The sequence below is a fragment of the Archangium sp. Cb G35 genome (assembly GCF_001896145.1).
Taxonomy (GTDB): Bacteria; Myxococcota; Myxococcia; order Myxococcales; family Myxococcaceae; genus Archangium; species Archangium violaceum.
Genome location: NZ_MPOI01000010.1, coordinates 444,187 through 458,657 on the forward strand (window position 1 = coordinate 444,187; position 14,471 = coordinate 458,657).

Sequence of the window (14,471 nt, forward strand, 5' to 3'; positions counted from 1 at the left end):
ACACTCCGCGCGGAGCGGAACCCATACGGCGGACACGGCGTCGGGAAGTGAAGTCCACGGCAAAGCCTCCGATCGGCTTCAGTGGGAGAAGGCCGCCACGTAGCCGGTGGGACCAGCGATGGCGAACAGGTATTCGGACTTGCGGTCCTGGCTGCTGAGGGCCAGTCCCTGATTCTTGGCGAAGACGTACTCGCCCTGTCCATTGACGAAACGGGCGCTCCCATCCGCGAAGAAGGCGATGGCGCCGCGCAGCGGCGTCCCCGAGCAGAAGCCACAGGTCTGCACCGGGAGCGCCGCGAAGGGCTGCGCGTACTGCCCCGCCTCACCGGGCTTCAGCGCCTCGAAACGCACTCCCTTGCTGTAGTCCTCCAGGAAGTACGCCGCCGACACCAGGGAGGAGCCCCTGGGATCCATGGCGAAGAGATTGGCGGGCGCACGCACGTAGCTGCCCCCGGAGTCCTCCATGAGGAAGAACGCGCCCGGGCCTCCCTCCATCGCCTTGCGGCCGGCGGACGGATACAGGAGGACCCATATCGGATAACCCCGGGAGACAGCCTGGGCCCGCGCCGTGCTCAGCACGCCCTGCATGTCGAACGCGGCATTCTGCAGCGCCCCACGCCGGCCCAGCGAGTCGAAGGCCACCATGGACAGCGCCGCCAGCACGCCGATGATCGCCACCACGACCATCACCTCGACGAGGGTGACGCCCCTGATGCGCCGCTCATGCTTCGCTGGATTTCCCTGGGTGCACATTTGACCGACTCTCACTGGGAGAACAGATTGCCCGGCATTATGGGAAAAGTAAATAATTCTCAACTCATCGGAAGATGGATGGTCAACACCTTTGTGGAGGAAAGCCGATCTCCGGGGTTGCGTCCCTCGCGGCGGAAGGATCCCTCAACGCACCGAGAAGAAGCAAACCGGCCCACCTGAGAGGCAGGCTCCCAGGAAAACCCGGCTACGTCTATTTCCGGACAAGCCACCGCCAGGCAGCTCGCACCCTCGTGGCCCGCTGGCCAGAAGCCGCGCCCCGAGTTGCGAACCTGCTGGAAAAATGGCGGAAAACCGATCACATCGACGACGCCAAGCAAACGGTGGGCCGCCTGCCAACCCCCCGAAAGCACGACTGTCTGGTGGCGATCACCGCAGGTGTTGCGGCCAGAACCCTCGCAAACTTTGCGAGGTGCGCAAAATGTAGTGGGTCCAGATTAAGCAGACAGCTCGGACAGGATTTCCGTCCAGGCGGAACGGGCACGCGCCAGCTCCCCGGGCTTGAAGCTGATGGCGGCCACCACGGGGTGCCCGCCGCCGCCGTAGCGCGAGGCGATGGCGGCCAGGTCGTGCCGCCGCTCCTGGGGACGCCACGGGTTGGAGCCGAGCGACACCTTGGCGCGCGAGGGGCCCTGCCCCACCCAGAGGGTGTAGCGGGCCTCGGGATAGAGGGCGTAGGCGATGAACTTGTTGAGGCTGTCCACGCCCTCGTCCGCGAGATCGAAGGAGACGACACCGTTCTCGTAACGGGCCTTGGCGCGCACCAGTTCAATGTGCTGGCGGTGGCGCTCGAGCAGCGGCGCCAGCGGCGTGGCGATCAGCGGCGAGGCGGCGATGGCGGCCAGTGAGTCGGTCTGCATCCGCTCGATGACCTGGGGAATGAGCGAGGGATCCTTGTTCGCCTCGAGCACCGTCATGATGCGCAGCGCGGGCTCCTCCAGCGCCACGGCCATCTCCGGGTTGGGGAAGAGCGCGCCGTCGATGATCTCCGCCCAGTGCAGCAGCTCCTTCAGGGGAGAAGGGTCCCACCCGAAGCGCTCGCGCGCCACGTCCGCCAGATACACGGTGCAGCTCTTGCGGTGCGCGTCGTGGAACTTGCGCCCGCTGGTGTCGGCGCGGAAATGGGACTCGTCCCCCGGCTGCTGGAAGGCGGAGACGTGGTGGTCGAACCACCAGGTGAGGCGCGCGTCCTGGCTGTAGCGGAAGTCGACGATGACGTTCTCGTCCCCGGTGAAGACGGCCGGATCAATGGCCGCGCCCCCCGCCTGGTGGGACAGGCCCCGGTAGCTGAAGCGGGCATCCGGGCGCACGCGCTCGCGGTAGAAGCGGGTGAAGACCGCCGCGCTCGCGGCCCCGTCGAAGCAGCTGTCGTGGAAGAGAACCTGGACGTTCATGCCGGTGGCCTTACCTGACTCCCATGTCAGATGTGTACGAAAAGCCTCAACGAAACGAGTCATTCCCCCACGGAAGATTGAACGAAGTTTGGAATCCCTCCCCCGGGTCCGAGGCGAGTGGTGACTGCAAGTCCCTGATTCTTCGTGACAGGCAGGCGGACGAGCCCCTGGCATGCCGCATGCAATCCATTTCGGCCTGATCAGTCCATCGACCCACGGGCAGCAGGTGGGAGGACACCATGGCCAAGACGGCGACACGCAAGCGCGGTTCGGTCCAGCGGCAGGGACGCAGGACAATGCCCACGCCCCGGAGGAGCACCCATCGCCGGGCGGCTCCGGCGTTGCTCACCCTGGGAGATCTCATCGCGGCGGCCTACGACACGGCCGGCGGAGAGAGCTTCGAGGTGCTCAAGCTCGTCACCTCGCAGCAGATGACCCGGGCCCTGGGACGGCGCATCGTCCTGGAAGGCTGAGTCTCCCCTCCCCCAGCGGCCTCGTGGCCCCAAGGGAGTGGTGAGCCCACGCGGAGGCCCTCAGGGCACGTCCGTGATGGAAATGTACTGCTTGCCGGTGGGCTCGCCCGCGAGCAGCTTGCCGAGGTCCTCGGCGTTGTTGGGGTGCACGAGGAAGGTGCCCGCGGGCGTCTCCATGCGCACCGGCTCCGAAACCGCCTGCACGTCCCCGGCGGGACCTCCGCTTCCAGCGACGGAGGAACGCGACGACGGCAGGGTCGCGCAACCGGCCAGGGCCAGCAGACAGAGCACGGCGTGGAGCTTCATCCAGGTCCTCCCCAAGCAAGAGCGGCCCGCAGCGCGGGAACGGGGGCGCCTGGGTACGTCGCTTTGGCCCGGGAGGCAAGTCCCCGGCCTCCGGACGCGGCCGACTGTACACAGGACAACGCCCGCGCCCCGTGGCTTCCGGGACGCGGGCGCCAGGCCCTGCTCCATGCGTCAGGGGACTACCGCGGCTGCCAGCGCGGGCGGTGGTCGTTGCCGAGGCCCGTCTGCACCCTCAGGGTCGTCGGGGTGAGCACGGTGGCCGGATCGCTGCTCAGGGTGCCATCCGCGTTGATGCCGCGCACGTAGAGGCGCTGGCCCTGGATGTAGGCCACGTAGCGCCCATCCGGAGAGACCGAAGGCAGGGTGGCGTTCTCCGACACGAGGACGGGCGCCCCCGACACCTGGCCCGTCGTGGGATCGATGCGCTGCAGGTAGACGTTGGGTCCCGCCTGGGCCCCGCAGGCCTCGGCCCCCGTGTTGCCGCAGATGATGGAGGGGTCCGTATCCCCGTCGGGGTCGAAGTAGAACGCGCGCACGTAGGTGACGTACGTGCCGTCCGGCGCCCAGTCGTGGGCGGTGATGAAGGACTTGAGCTCACCACCCGTCACGGCCGTCGGCGTGCTCACCGTGGCGATCTCGTTGGAGCTCGCCGCCCCCGCCGCGGGCAGGGTGAGGAGCTTGTAGAGGGACTGCGAGCCATCCGCGAAGTTGGTCGAGCCGGTGCTGGCGAGGAAGAGCAGGAAGTCCGTCACCCGGTTGTAGCGGGGCTGCTCACCGCCCGAGCTCCCGCTCACATCCGAGGATGACCCCCCGAGCGTCACCGACAACAGGCCAGACCCCGCGGCGCTATAGAAGAGGGTCTGGTCGTCCTTCCACGAGGGGAAACCCCCGTTGGGGCTGGCCGTCTCGACGGTGGTGCTCGGGGGCGCGAGGACGGAGATGCCCGTGACGCTCGTGCCCGTCTTCTTGGTCCAGGCGACGCGCGACGACGGCTCCCACTCCATGTGTCGGAAGTCCTCGGTGCCGGCGGCCGTGCCGGTGGTGAGGTCGGTCTTCTGCCCCGTGGCGAGCGGAATCGTCCGGGAGACGAGCACCGGGCTGCCCGCGGTCTCCTCCTGCACGAAGGCCACGGCCGAGCCGTCCTTGTTCCAACGCGGGAAGCGGCTGGCACCCGCGGCCTCACTGAGCTCGAACGGCGTGGCGCCCGCTTCCGCGCGGACGGCCACCGCCTCGATGGGACCGGCCCCGCTGTTCACGGAAGCCGTCACCGCGACGTGCAGCGGCTGGCAGGTCTTGCTGCCCGTGGCGCCCTCGCACCGCAGGCCTCCCATGCAGTTGATGGAGTCGGTGCAGGGACCGTCCTTCCCCACGGTCATCGTGCCCGCATCCGGCTCCGTGCCGGCGTCCGTCCCCGCATCCGTGCCCGCGTCCGTCTGCGTCCCCGCATCCGTGCCCGCGTCCGTCTGCGTTCCCCCGTCGGGGACTGGCGTGGGAGTGATGTCCTGTTCCTGGCACTTGTTGTCGACGCAGACCCACCGCTTGCCTTCGCCCGGCTCACCCTTCTCGTTGAGGCAGTCGATCTGATCGACACACTCCTCCGTACAGCCCGTCGCCACCATCATCAGCGCGCTGACGAGCGCACCCAGGACAACACGCTTGGTCATAGGACCCTCCGAAACCGCCGCGTGCGTATAGGCTCGCCCCCCTGGCCTCGGGGACTGAACCGGAGAGCCACAGCGCGGCGGCTGTCTCGGGCTGAACGACGGACGAACGAAATGCCACCGGACCTTTCCGATGATTGACACCCACTGCCATCTCGACGCGTCGCGTTTCGAGCCGGACCGGAACGAGGTGCTCGCCCGCGCCTGGGCCGCCGGACTGCACGGCATCCTCGTCCCCGGTGTGGGACCGGACAATTGGGAACCCCTGCTCGCCATGTCCCGCGCCGAGCCGCGCCTCCAGGTGGGACTCGGCATCCACCCCCAACTGCTCCCGGACCTCCCTCCCGAGGAGGACGAAGCGCACCTCGAGCGCCTGGATGCGCTGCTCTCCCAGGGCGGCGCCATCGCCGTGGGTGAGTGTGGGCTGGACGGCCCCTCGGCGGCGGGCGCGCCCATGGAGCGGCAGGTGGCGGTGCTGCGGCGGCACCTGGCGCTCGCGCGCAAGCACGGCCTGCCCGTGCTCATGCACTGCTTCCGCGCACACCCCGCCCTCATCGAGCTCTTCAAGCAGGATCCCCTGCCCGAGGCCGGCGTGCTCATGCACAGCTACGGCGGGGGCGTGGACCTGGCGCGCTTCTACATCCAGAAGGGCTGCCACTTCTCCTTCGCGGGCCCCGTCACCTGGGCCGAGGCACGCAAGCCACTGGACGCCCTGCGCGTCATCCCCCCGGACCGGCTGATGGTGGAGACGGATGCCCCGGACCAGGCGCCCACGCCCCACCGGGGACAGCGCTCGGAGCCCGGCTACCTGCCCCACATCATCGAGGGCATGGCCCGGGTGCTGGGGCAGCCGGTGGAGGAGCTTGCCCAGCGGACGACCGAGAACGCCCGCCGCCTGTTCCGGGAAGCCTTTCCCCGGCCTTAGCGGTAGGGAGGCGGTCGCGCTATAGAGGCCCTTCATGAATCCGCAGCCCACTCCCCCGGAAGCCGTCCCCGCCGCCACTGGCACCCCCGCTCCCTCGGAGCCCAAGCCCTTCAAGCTGCACCGGCGCTTCGACCGCACCGGCCGTCTGCTCGGAGACCCGGCGATGGAGCGGCTGGCGAAGTCACGGGTGATCGTGTTCGGCCTGGGGGGCGTGGGCAGCTACGCCGCCGAGGGACTGGTGCGCAGCGGCATCGGCCACCTGACGCTGGTGGACTTCGACACCGTGTGCGTCACCAACGGCAACCGCCAGCTGCACGCCACCGCGAAGACGGTGGGCAAGCCCAAGGCGGAGCTGATGGCGCAGCGCTGCAAGGAGATCAACCCCGACGCCCAGGTGGAGGGCCTGCGCGAGTTCTACCGCGACGAGCTCGCCGACCAGTTGCTGGCCCCGGGCAGCTACGACTACGTGGTGGACGCCATCGACAACGTGAAGGCCAAGCTGCACATGCTGCACCGGTGCGTCAGCCTGGGCATTCCGGTGGTGAGCTCCATGGGCGCCGCGGCCCGCCTGGATCCCACCGCCATCCGCGTGGAGGACCTGTGCGAGACGCACATGGATCCCTTCGCCAAGGACATCCGTAAGCTGCTCAAGCGCAAGTACGGCGTGCCCACCGAGCGGCCCACGGGCATCACCGCCGTCTACTCCATCGAGCAGCGGCGCCAGCCCCTGTCCCTGCGCTACGACTCGGACGACGGCTTCTCCTGCGTGTGCCCCAACGACAACGACTTCCACAGCTGCGAGCACCGCAACCAGATCGACGGCAGCGTGGCCTTCGTCACCTCCGTGTTCGGCATGAACGCGGCCGGTGTCGTGGTGCGCCGCCTGTCCCAGGGACGTTGAGCCTTTCCCTTCTCGAGGTGGGAGGCTGAGCCATGAGTCGAACCTCCATGAAGTGGCACAACCCTCCCCCGCGCTGGAACGCCAGCGAGGGGTACCTCTCCCTCGAGACGGGCGACCAGACGGACTTCTGGCGCGAGACCCACTACGGCTTCATCCGGGACAGCGGGCACTTCTTCCACCAGGAGGTGGAGGGAGATTTCACCGCCTCCGTCCGGTTCTCGGGAGAGTACCGGGCGCTGTACGATCAGGCCGGGTTGATGGTCCGCCTGGACGAGCGCCACTGGATCAAGGCCGGCATCGAGTACACCGATGGCGTGCAACACCTCAGCGTGGTGGTGACGCGGGAGTTCTCCGACTGGTCGGTGCTTCCGCTCACCCAACCGCCGGATGAAGTCACGCTCCGGTTGAGCCGCCATGGAGACGCGGTGCGCGTGGAGTATGCGCTCGGCGGCCCGGCCTTCCGGATGCTCCGGCTCGCGTATCTTCCGCCCGGACGTCCGGCCAGCGTCGGCCCCATGGCCTGTTCACCCCAGCGCAGCGGCTTCGTCGCCACCTTCCGCGACTTCCAGGTCGGCCCAGCGATCAGCCGCGAATTGCATTCCCCTGAATGATCCCGGCTCAGTCCCGGGACCCCTTCTGGAGCACGCCCAACACCGCGCCATCGTTCCGTACCTGGAGGGTGACGGACTGGCCCTTGCGCATCGCGTGGAATCTCGCCTCGTTCGGGAGCTGGTACTCGTAGTCACGCGACTCGCCTCCCTTGCTGTACCGGATGCGCGCGGAGTAGGCCGCCAGCCGATGCACCCGGTCCAGCGGCCCCGCGACCAGGTTCCCCTCCGGCCAGCGAGGCGTGTCGTCCCGGCCCTTCGCCTCGAGCTGATCCACCTGCTTCCACACCCACGTGTCGTAACCGCACTGCTCCGCGTAGATGGGCTCCTCGCGGTAGCGCTTCACCCGCTCGCAGACCCTCTCCGTCTTCGAGCAGTACTTCGGACTGTCGCTGCATGTCTCCTTCGCGAAGCCGTTGCCCATGTCCACGCGAGAGCACCTCCTGGTCGACCCGCACACCACCGACGAGCCGGCCCGGTCCTCACATTTCGTCTCGTACCCGTCCTCCACCCTTCGCGAGCCCCGCTGAAGCTGCTCGCAATCGCGCACGGCTTCCACTCCCGCGACCTCTCCGCGCCCGTTCACGGGCATCCGGGCCGACGCCGGCTTCAACTCGTCCCTCCATCCCCGCCGCGTCACCTTCTCGAAGGTCTCCCGGCGCACCAGGCGCTTCCACTCCATCGCCTCCACCTCCCCCTTCACCTCGCGCTCCTGGAAGCTCCAGACGAACGGTCCCACGATCAGGCCCACCAACCCAAGCAGCACCAGCAGGGGAATCGACTGCTGCACACGAGTCCTCAGCGCCAGCGGGTTCGCCACCGGCAGGCGCCGCCAGAACGCCGACAGGGGCCTGGCCCTCGGAAAAAGGGTGTTGATGCCAGGAGCCGCCTCGTCGCACCTGCCGCAGGTTTCCGACTGGCCCCCGTTGCTCTTCCCGCACACGCCGCAGACCCAGTCGCCCCGCTCCTCCTTGGCCTGGGTCCGCCCGCCACTCGCGCGCTCGGCCCGGCAGTTTCCGCAGCGTGGCGCGTCTCCCCGGTTGGTGGCGCCGCAGTGTCCACACGTCCAGTCCACTCCCGCCGCCGCCGCTTTCAGCAGCCCCGGGTCGGTGACGGATTCGCGCAAGGAACGGCCGGTCGCCGCGTCCGTGGGGCCGAAGTCGAACCGCGACTCCCCCCCCGTTTCCTCGCGAGGGTTGCCGCAAGTGGGGCAGCGGCGATGTCTCGCCAGAATGCCCTTCGCCTCACAGCTGCTGCAGTTCCACGTCCCCTCGATGATGCGCGTGGTACTCGTCATGCCCCGGACTCTATCCCCTCCAGGAACGGCGTGTACCCGCGCGAAGGCTCAGGCAACCTTCGCGGCAGCGGCCTCGCGCCCACACGGGCGGCGGAAGGCGCAGCGCGTGCACGACGACAGGTTCTCCGTCTGCGGGAAGGCGGACTCGTCCTTCGGAGTGTCAAGTCAAGAGCCGACCACCTCCCTGCCCTGGGCCTTCTTTCTGGAGCGGCCACCCAGCATCCATCCGAAGAAGAAGCCCAGGGCCGCGTAACAGGCCAGATTGAAATAGATCAGGAACGCACTCCACTCGCTGGGCAATGGGCTCAGGCCGCCGGGAGGGATGGACCACCCCAGCTCATCCCGCCCGTAGACGAGCAGCCGCTCCCCCAACGTCCCGGGCGCGTAGAAGACGTAGCTCGCGATGTTCGAGAGTCCGCCCAACAGCAGGGGCAGGGCGAGGAAATCCACCACCAGGAAGAGGAGCGCCCCAGCCACTCCCCATAATGCCTGCCGCCTCATAGGTTTCGAGCCGCCTGGAAACCCGCAGCATCCCAGGAGAGACGCTCCGCGTATCGGTCGGTGGACACCGCCCGGCTCATGAAGACTCAGGCCACCTTCGCGGCAGCGGCCTCGCGTCCACACGGGCGGCGGAACGCGCAACGTGTGCACGACGACAGGTTCTCCGTCTGCGGGAAGGCGGACTCGTCCTTCGGCGTGTTGCTGGCCGGGTCCGCCAGCAGCTCGCGCATCCGCGCCACGCTCTGCGCGAACCGGGCCTTGAAGCCCTCCACCGCGTCCGCGTCCACCTGCACCTGATGCTCCACCCCGTCGTTCAGGTACACCAGCGACGCACGCACCTTCTCCATCGGCAGCCGGTAGCGCTGCGACACGTACAGCGCGTATCCCAGCACCTGCTCGTCGTACCCCTCGCGCACCTTCCCCGTCTTCCAGTCCACCACCACCGGAGAGCCGTCCGCGTCCACGTACGCGAAGTCCGGAATCGCGAACACCTTCACCCCGTCCATCGTGAAGGTGGAGAAGTCCGCCCCCGCGTCCACCTCCAGCCACTGCGCCGGCTTCAGCCCCCGCGCCAACTCCAGCCAGCGCGAGCCGAAGAACCACGCCAGCGCCGAGCGCACCGTCTCCCAGTTCTGCTTCCACGCCTCGTCCGCGACGGGCTCGTCGTACTCGTGCTCCACCAGCCCCGAGAACGTCTTGCGGTACTTCTGCGTCCAGTACGACTTGCCCCGCGAATAGCGGAAGTCGTCCTGCATCAGCTTGCGCGCCCTCGCCTCCACCTTCTCCGGCTCCACCGCACGCCCCGCCCGGATGTCCAGCAGCGCGTCCTTGATGGCGTCATGCACGATGCTGCCCGCCCACGCGTAGCGGTTGCCCAGCTTCTTGAGCACGTACAGCTCCCGCACCTCCTTCGGCGCCCCCGACTCCCAGCCGCCCCAGGAGCGGTAGTAGTAGAAGTAGTAGGCCCTCAGGCATTCCTGGAGCTTCTCGTGACGGCTCTTGGACCAGGAGAAATCGTTGGCGAAGGAAGTGCGCCGCATGGGAGGCCGCGCATCCTAGACGGTGGCTCGCTGAAGTCGAAAGAGGGACAGACGTGCAGGCACTCCCCAGCAGGTCCTTTTCCCGCTCCCGCCAGCCGCTAAGGTGCCCCGCCTCATGGCCACCAGAGACTTCCAGGGCAAGGTCGTCCTCATCACCGGCGCCTCCAGCGGCATCGGCCGCGCCGCCGCCTCCGCCTACGCCTCCCAAGGCGCCCACATCGTCCTCGCCGCCCGCCGCGAGTCCCAACTCCAGGACGCCGCGCGTGAAGTGGAAGCACTCGGCGTGCGGGCCCTCCCCATCCGCTGCGATGTCACCGTGGAGGAGGAGGTACACCGTCTCATGCGCGAGACGGAGGCCGCGTTCGGCGGGCTCGACATCCTCGTCAACAACGCCGGCCTCGGGCTCTACGGCCCCGTCGAGGGCTTCAGCGAGGCGCAGTTGCGCCAGGTCTTCGACATCAACTTCTTCGGCCTCGTGCGCGTCACCCGCGCCGCCCTGCCCCTGCTGCGCAAGCGCGCTCCCGGCTCCCAGGTCATCAACGTCAGCTCCGTGCTCGGCCACCGCGGTCTGCCCCTGCTCGGTGGCTACGGCGCCTCCAAGGCCGCGGTGAACCTCCTCACCGAGTCCCTGCGCGCCGAGCTCGCCGCCGAGGGCATCTCCGTGCTGCTCGTCTCCCCCGGCCTCACCGAGACGGAGTTCCGCGATGCCCGCCTCAACGCCGAGGGCTGGAAGCAGGACGCCATCCCCTTGAACGCGATGAGCTCCGCCACCGTGGCCTCCGCCATGGTGCGCGCCAGCCGCCGCAAGCGCCGCGAGACGGTGCTCACGCTGCCCGGCCGCGTCATGGTGCTCGCCAACCGCTGGGTCCCCGCCCTCTTCGACCGCGTGGCCCGCCGCATCATCAACCCCGCCAAGGCGCCGTGAGCCTTCCGCGCACATGAGCCCCCAGCGCAAGAGCAAGGCGTCCTCCCCCGCGTCCCTCGTCGAGCCCACGCGCCGTGAGTCCATCCGCGATGGATTGCTCGCCTGGTACGACCGGCAGAAACGCGACCTCCCCTGGCGCCGCACCCGCGACCCCTACGCCATCTGGCTCAGCGAGGTCATGCTGCAGCAGACGCAGGTGGCCACCGTCATCCCCTACTGGGAGCGCTTCCTCCAGCGATTCCCCACCGTGGAGGCGCTCGCCGCCGCGCCCCTGCCGGACGTGCTCGCCGGGTGGCGCGGGCTCGGCTACTACTCGCGCGCTCGCAACCTGCACCGCGCCGCACAGGAGATCGTGTCCCGCTTCGGCGGCAGACTCCCCTCCACCGCCGCCGAGCTGCTCACCCTCCCCGGCTTCGGCCGCTACACCGCAGGGGCCGTGGCCTCCATCGCCTTCGGTGAGCCCGCCCCCCTCGTGGATGGCAACGTGGCCCGCGTCCTCTCGCGCATCTTCGAGATCGAGGGCATCCCCGGAGACAAGGCCCGCGAGGCCCGGTTGTGGGAGCTCGCCACCGCGCTCGTCCCCGGCGAGCGGCCCGGTGACTTCAATCAGGCCCTCATGGAGCACGGCGCCACCGTGTGCCGCCCGGAGAATCCCCTGTGTCTCCTGTGCCCCGTGCGCGAGCAATGTCTCGCGTACCGTCATGGACGCGTGGATGAGTTGCCTCCCGCCAAGGTGCGCGCCGCCCCCAAGCGCATGACGCTCGCCGTCGCCGTCTGGGCCCATGAGGGCCGGCTGCTGCTCGCCCGGCGCTCCGAGAAGGGGTTGTTCGGCGGACTCTGGGAGCTGCCCGCCGCCGAGGTCGCGGACGACACGTCCGACCCCGACTCCGCCGTGAAGCTCGCCGAGGCGCTCGGCGCGGAGGTCAGTGTGCGGGGGCACCTCGGCACCGTGCGCCGGCAGCTCACCCACCGCGCCCTCTCGCTCCGGCTGCTGCGCGTCACGGGACGCCAGCACCCCACCCGCGCCCCCGCCTTCCAGGAGCTGCGCTGGTGCACCCCCGGCGAGGCCTCCTCGCTCGGCATGAGCACCGCCATGCACAAGGCGCTCGAGGCCGCTGTCACCGCCGGTGCTCTTCGCGACTGAGGAGCGTCCGCTAGAGGACAGGTCCCGCTCCGCCGTGTCTCTCCGACAACGGCGGCTCACGGGGACAATTTCCCTCCCTCGGCCCCGTGCCGATGCTGCGGGCCGCAGTCTTCCTTTGCCTCCGAGGAGAGCCCCGCATGGCACGTACGCACTCCAAGACGTCCCACAATGCTCCGACCCAGCGGATGCCGGAGACCCCGGCTCGCAATGCCTCGGCCTCCCACCGCAACGGCCCCACCCAAGAGCAGATCGCCCGGCGCGCCTATGAGCTCTTCCTCGCTCGCGGCGGCGATCACGGTCAGCACGAGCAGGATTGGGCACAGGCCGAGCGCGAGTTGAAGCTCGGACGCTGAGTTCCGCGCAGACCCTCACCCCCTGCCCTCTCCCAAAGGGAGAGGGGGCTTGCCACCGATTCAACCCGGGATGCGAGATACCCTCACCCTTTCCCTCTCCCGGGGGGAGAGGGGTGGGGGCTCAGCTGGCGTACGGGGACCTCGGGGTGGACTGCTCGGATGACAGTGCCTCTCGGAGCCGGCGCTGGGCGACTTTGAGTTGCTCGAGGACCCGCTCCGCGTCCACCACCGTGCGCATCGCCAGACCGCACGCTGGCGTCAGCAACACCTGAGAGCCCACCCGCTCGAAACCGTGTCCCGGCGGCAACGCCGCCTTCAGCGATACCTCCACCGCGTCCACCAGTTCGTCCACCGCGTAGGTCGACGCCAGGTCCGTGGGGATGATGCCCAGGCTCAGCGTCGCCCCCGACTCCAGGAAGCGCGAGAACGCTCCCGACTCCTCCAGCACCGCGTCCAGCGACAGCCTCACGTCCAGCGACAGCACGTCCAGCCCCACGTCCAGCAGGTTCGCCCAGTCCGTGTTGCCACAGCAGTGCACCCCCACCAGCGCCCCCTCGCGCTGCAGCGCCACCACCAGCAGCCGCAGCTCCTGCATCGCCAGCAGGTGCCTCGGGTTGGAGCGCTCGAAGGCGTACAGGCCCGGCTCGTCCAGGAAGAAGAGCGGCGTCGTCCCCGCCCGCCTCAGTGCCTTCACCATCCCCAGCGAACGCGCCAGCACCAGCCGGAAGATGGCCTCGTCCAGCCCCGGCACGTCCAGCGTCGCGTGCCCCTCGCTCGTGCGCGCCACCGACCGCACCGTGAAGGGCCCCGCCAGCTGCGCCTTCACGAACGCCAGCTTCCGGTTCTCCACCTCCCAGAGGAACGGTCTCCACGCCCGGCAGTTGTCCAGCGAGGGCTCGAAGGCCTCCAGCGCCCCAGAGGACAGCGCCGCCTCCAGCCGCGCCAGGAAGTCCGCCCGCCCCGCCTCCCACGCCCCCAGGTCCACCGTGCACATGCCCTCGTCGTCCCACCTCAGGCCCGGCAACCCCTCGAGCGCCTGCGGAATCATGAACTCCGCGGGCCTCCCCACCGGCAGCTGCGGCAGGAAGGGAATGTCCAGCGCGAGCGCGGCCTGCAGGCCCATCTCGAGCTGCGTGTGCGGAAGACTCCCGATGCCCGTGGTGGCACACGTGGGGAGCAGCTGGATGGCCCGGCGGATGTTCGGCGCGCTCATGCTCCCGACTCTAACTCAGGAAGCCCGCGCCACCCGCTCTCCATTGCCCAGCGCCCCCCGGCCCGGCCCATCCATCCACGTTTCCACAGTCGCGATGAACTCGTCCGGAATCTCCATCATCGGCGTGTGGCCAACCCCCTGGTACTCCACATACGTCCAGTCCGGCCGCACCCGCGCCAGCTCCCGGGAGTTCGCCACCGGCACCAGCCGATCCGCCGAGCCCTGCACCAGCAGCGTGGGCACCCGGATGCCCTTCTCCATCTCCCGGAACTGCTTCTTGCGCAGCAGCAGCTTCACCAGTGAGCGCGCCGCCTCCACGAAGGTGTCATGGCTCCAGGGCATCCGCTCGTGCCGCTCGCGGGCGAAGTCCACGTGAGCCTGCACCACGCCCTCCGGGAAGCGATTCAGATCCTGGCAGCACAGCCTGAGCATTCCCCGCGCCAGCTTCTCCGGCCCGAAACGCGCCGCGCGCCGCTTCACGAAGAACTCCCCCACGCCCGGAATCGCGTAGAGCGCGAACAGGGCCAGCACCTTCCGATCCATCTTCGTGTCCTCCGCCCGGGGCTGCGCGGGATTCACCAGCACCAGCCCGGACACCCGCTCGGGCCGCCGCGCCGCCTGCAGCACCGAGATGGCGCCCCCCATGGAGTTGCCCATCAGCATCACCGGCTCGTTCGGAGACACCGCCTGGATGAACCGGTCCAACAGCACCTGGTTGGCGTGCACGCTCGCCGAGCGCCCCTCCGGCGGCGTCAGGCCGAAGCCCACCAGGTCCACCGCCACCACCCGCGCCCGCCGGGCCAGCTTCTCCCCCACCTTCATCCAGTTGAGGTGCGAGCCCCCCAGTCCGTGCACCAGCACCAGCGTCGGCCCGGTGCCGCCGAAGTCCATGTAGTGAACGGGTCCGTCCAGGTCGAGCGTGCGCGTGAGCATGAGCCCTTCCCTACCACGGAGCCGCT

The 14,471-nt window shown here is 69.1% G+C and carries 16 protein-coding genes; 7 read left to right on the forward strand and 9 right to left on the reverse strand.

Features of this window, described 5'->3' with window-relative positions; all coding sequences use genetic code 11:
• Positions 1-78: 78 nt before the first annotated feature.
• Together BO221_RS30125 and BO221_RS30130 are read right to left on the reverse strand one after the other, a co-directional pair.
• A complete protein-coding gene (locus BO221_RS30125) occupies positions 79-753 on the reverse strand; it encodes a Tfp pilus assembly protein FimT/FimU (RefSeq protein WP_073564218.1) in 675 nt (224 codons plus the stop codon).
• A gap of 455 nt (positions 754-1,208) precedes the next feature.
• Positions 1,209-2,165, reverse strand: coding sequence for a hypothetical protein (locus BO221_RS30130; protein WP_073564220.1), 957 nt, complete (start codon positions 2,163-2,165; stop codon positions 1,209-1,211).
• A gap of 239 nt (positions 2,166-2,404) precedes the next feature.
• On the opposite strand from BO221_RS30130, the gene BO221_RS30135 reads away from it, so the two are divergent.
• Positions 2,405-2,638, forward strand: coding sequence for a hypothetical protein (locus BO221_RS30135; RefSeq protein WP_043405458.1), 234 nt, complete (start codon positions 2,405-2,407; stop codon positions 2,636-2,638).
• Positions 2,639-2,698: 60 nt separating this feature from the next.
• Here the strand turns inward: BO221_RS30135 and BO221_RS30140 are convergent, their stop codons facing one another.
• Both BO221_RS30140 and BO221_RS30145 read right to left on the reverse strand, forming a co-directional pair.
• Positions 2,699-2,944 (reverse strand): hypothetical protein, encoded by a 246-nt coding sequence (locus BO221_RS30140; protein WP_073564222.1) that lies wholly within the window; start codon positions 2,942-2,944, stop codon positions 2,699-2,701.
• Positions 2,945-3,123: 179 nt separating this feature from the next.
• On the reverse strand, positions 3,124-4,608 hold the full coding sequence (locus tag BO221_RS30145; RefSeq protein ID WP_073564224.1) for a PD40 domain-containing protein: 1,485 nt from the start codon (positions 4,606-4,608) through the stop codon (positions 3,124-3,126).
• A 130-nt stretch (positions 4,609-4,738) separates the two neighbouring features.
• Here BO221_RS30145 and BO221_RS30150 point away from each other — a divergent pair, with 130 nt between their 5' ends.
• From BO221_RS30150 to BO221_RS30160, 3 genes are read left to right on the forward strand one after another with little or no spacing between them, the layout of a single operon-like run.
• Complete coding sequence (locus tag BO221_RS30150) at positions 4,739-5,530, forward strand: TatD family hydrolase (protein WP_073564226.1); 792 nt, start codon at positions 4,739-4,741, stop codon at positions 5,528-5,530.
• 34 nt (positions 5,531-5,564) lie between these two features.
• The gene (locus tag BO221_RS30155) at positions 5,565-6,431 is read left to right on the forward strand and encodes a ThiF family adenylyltransferase (RefSeq protein WP_073564227.1); all 867 of its coding nucleotides are present in this window, start codon (positions 5,565-5,567) and stop codon (positions 6,429-6,431) included.
• Between the two features lie 32 nt (positions 6,432-6,463).
• Entirely contained in the window at positions 6,464-7,042 is a 579-nt protein-coding gene (locus BO221_RS30160) for a DUF1349 domain-containing protein (RefSeq protein ID WP_073564229.1), read from the forward strand.
• Positions 7,043-7,049: 7 nt separating this feature from the next.
• On the opposite strand, the gene BO221_RS55545 is transcribed toward BO221_RS30160, so the two are convergent.
• From BO221_RS55545 to BO221_RS30180, 3 genes are all read right to left on the reverse strand, one after another.
• Positions 7,050-8,336, reverse strand: a complete 1,287-nt coding sequence (locus BO221_RS55545) for a zinc finger protein (RefSeq protein WP_083681560.1) — start codon at positions 8,334-8,336, stop codon at positions 7,050-7,052.
• A 165-nt stretch (positions 8,337-8,501) separates the two neighbouring features.
• Entirely contained in the window at positions 8,502-8,813 is a 312-nt protein-coding gene (locus BO221_RS30175) for a hypothetical protein (protein ID WP_073564230.1), read from the reverse strand.
• A gap of 110 nt (positions 8,814-8,923) precedes the next feature.
• Positions 8,924-9,877, reverse strand: a complete 954-nt coding sequence (locus BO221_RS30180; RefSeq protein ID WP_073564232.1) for a PD-(D/E)XK nuclease family protein — start codon at positions 9,875-9,877, stop codon at positions 8,924-8,926.
• Positions 9,878-9,992: 115 nt separating this feature from the next.
• Here BO221_RS30180 and BO221_RS30185 point away from each other — a divergent pair, with 115 nt between their 5' ends.
• The 3 genes from BO221_RS30185 (at position 9,993) to BO221_RS30195 (ending at position 12,299) form a co-directional block, all read left to right on the forward strand.
• The gene (locus tag BO221_RS30185; protein WP_073564234.1) at positions 9,993-10,802 is read left to right on the forward strand and encodes an SDR family oxidoreductase; all 810 of its coding nucleotides are present in this window, start codon (positions 9,993-9,995) and stop codon (positions 10,800-10,802) included.
• A gap of 13 nt (positions 10,803-10,815) precedes the next feature.
• Positions 10,816-11,946: an A/G-specific adenine glycosylase gene (gene mutY / locus BO221_RS30190; RefSeq protein ID WP_073564236.1), complete on the forward strand. Its 1,131-nt coding sequence runs from the start codon at positions 10,816-10,818 to the stop codon at positions 11,944-11,946.
• Between the two features lie 137 nt (positions 11,947-12,083).
• Positions 12,084-12,299 (forward strand): DUF2934 domain-containing protein, encoded by a 216-nt coding sequence (locus tag BO221_RS30195; protein WP_073564238.1) that lies wholly within the window; start codon positions 12,084-12,086, stop codon positions 12,297-12,299.
• 121 nt (positions 12,300-12,420) lie between these two features.
• Here the strand turns inward: BO221_RS30195 and BO221_RS30200 are convergent, their stop codons facing one another.
• Both BO221_RS30200 and BO221_RS30205 read right to left on the reverse strand, forming a co-directional pair.
• A complete protein-coding gene (locus tag BO221_RS30200) occupies positions 12,421-13,512 on the reverse strand; it encodes a hypothetical protein (RefSeq protein WP_073564240.1) in 1,092 nt (363 codons plus the stop codon).
• A 15-nt stretch (positions 13,513-13,527) separates the two neighbouring features.
• Positions 13,528-14,445, reverse strand: a complete 918-nt coding sequence (locus BO221_RS30205) for an alpha/beta fold hydrolase (protein WP_073564242.1) — start codon at positions 14,443-14,445, stop codon at positions 13,528-13,530.
• Between the last annotated feature and the right edge of the window lie 26 nt (positions 14,446-14,471).

What these genes read in the sequence shown, in the direction of transcription:
- BO221_RS30195 (WP_073564238.1), top strand. Translation starts at nt 12,084, where the DNA reads ATGGCACGTACGCACTCCAAGACGTCCCACAATGCTCCGACCCAGCGG.
- BO221_RS30145 (WP_073564224.1), bottom strand. Translation starts at nt 4,608, where the DNA reads ATGACCAAGCGTGTTGTCCTGGGTGCGCTCGTCAGCGCGCTGATGATG.
- BO221_RS30185 (WP_073564234.1), top strand. Translation starts at nt 9,993, where the DNA reads ATGGCCACCAGAGACTTCCAGGGCAAGGTCGTCCTCATCACCGGCGCC.
- BO221_RS30140 (WP_073564222.1), bottom strand. Translation starts at nt 2,944, where the DNA reads ATGAAGCTCCACGCCGTGCTCTGTCTGCTGGCCCTGGCCGGTTGCGCG.
- BO221_RS30125 (WP_073564218.1), bottom strand. Translation starts at nt 753, where the DNA reads ATGTGCACCCAGGGAAATCCAGCGAAGCATGAGCGGCGCATCAGGGGC.
- BO221_RS30180 (WP_073564232.1), bottom strand. Translation starts at nt 9,877, where the DNA reads ATGCGGCGCACTTCCTTCGCCAACGATTTCTCCTGGTCCAAGAGCCGT.
- BO221_RS30155 (WP_073564227.1), top strand. Translation starts at nt 5,565, where the DNA reads ATGAATCCGCAGCCCACTCCCCCGGAAGCCGTCCCCGCCGCCACTGGC.
- BO221_RS55545 (WP_083681560.1), bottom strand. Translation starts at nt 8,336, where the DNA reads ATGACGAGTACCACGCGCATCATCGAGGGGACGTGGAACTGCAGCAGC.
- BO221_RS30160 (WP_073564229.1), top strand. Translation starts at nt 6,464, where the DNA reads ATGAGTCGAACCTCCATGAAGTGGCACAACCCTCCCCCGCGCTGGAAC.
- BO221_RS30150 (WP_073564226.1), top strand. Translation starts at nt 4,739, where the DNA reads ATGATTGACACCCACTGCCATCTCGACGCGTCGCGTTTCGAGCCGGAC.
- BO221_RS30135 (WP_043405458.1), top strand. Translation starts at nt 2,405, where the DNA reads ATGGCCAAGACGGCGACACGCAAGCGCGGTTCGGTCCAGCGGCAGGGA.
- BO221_RS30200 (WP_073564240.1), bottom strand. Translation starts at nt 13,512, where the DNA reads ATGAGCGCGCCGAACATCCGCCGGGCCATCCAGCTGCTCCCCACGTGT.
- BO221_RS30205 (WP_073564242.1), bottom strand. Translation starts at nt 14,445, where the DNA reads ATGCTCACGCGCACGCTCGACCTGGACGGACCCGTTCACTACATGGAC.
- BO221_RS30130 (WP_073564220.1), bottom strand. Translation starts at nt 2,165, where the DNA reads ATGAACGTCCAGGTTCTCTTCCACGACAGCTGCTTCGACGGGGCCGCG.
- mutY (WP_073564236.1), top strand. Translation starts at nt 10,816, where the DNA reads ATGAGCCCCCAGCGCAAGAGCAAGGCGTCCTCCCCCGCGTCCCTCGTC.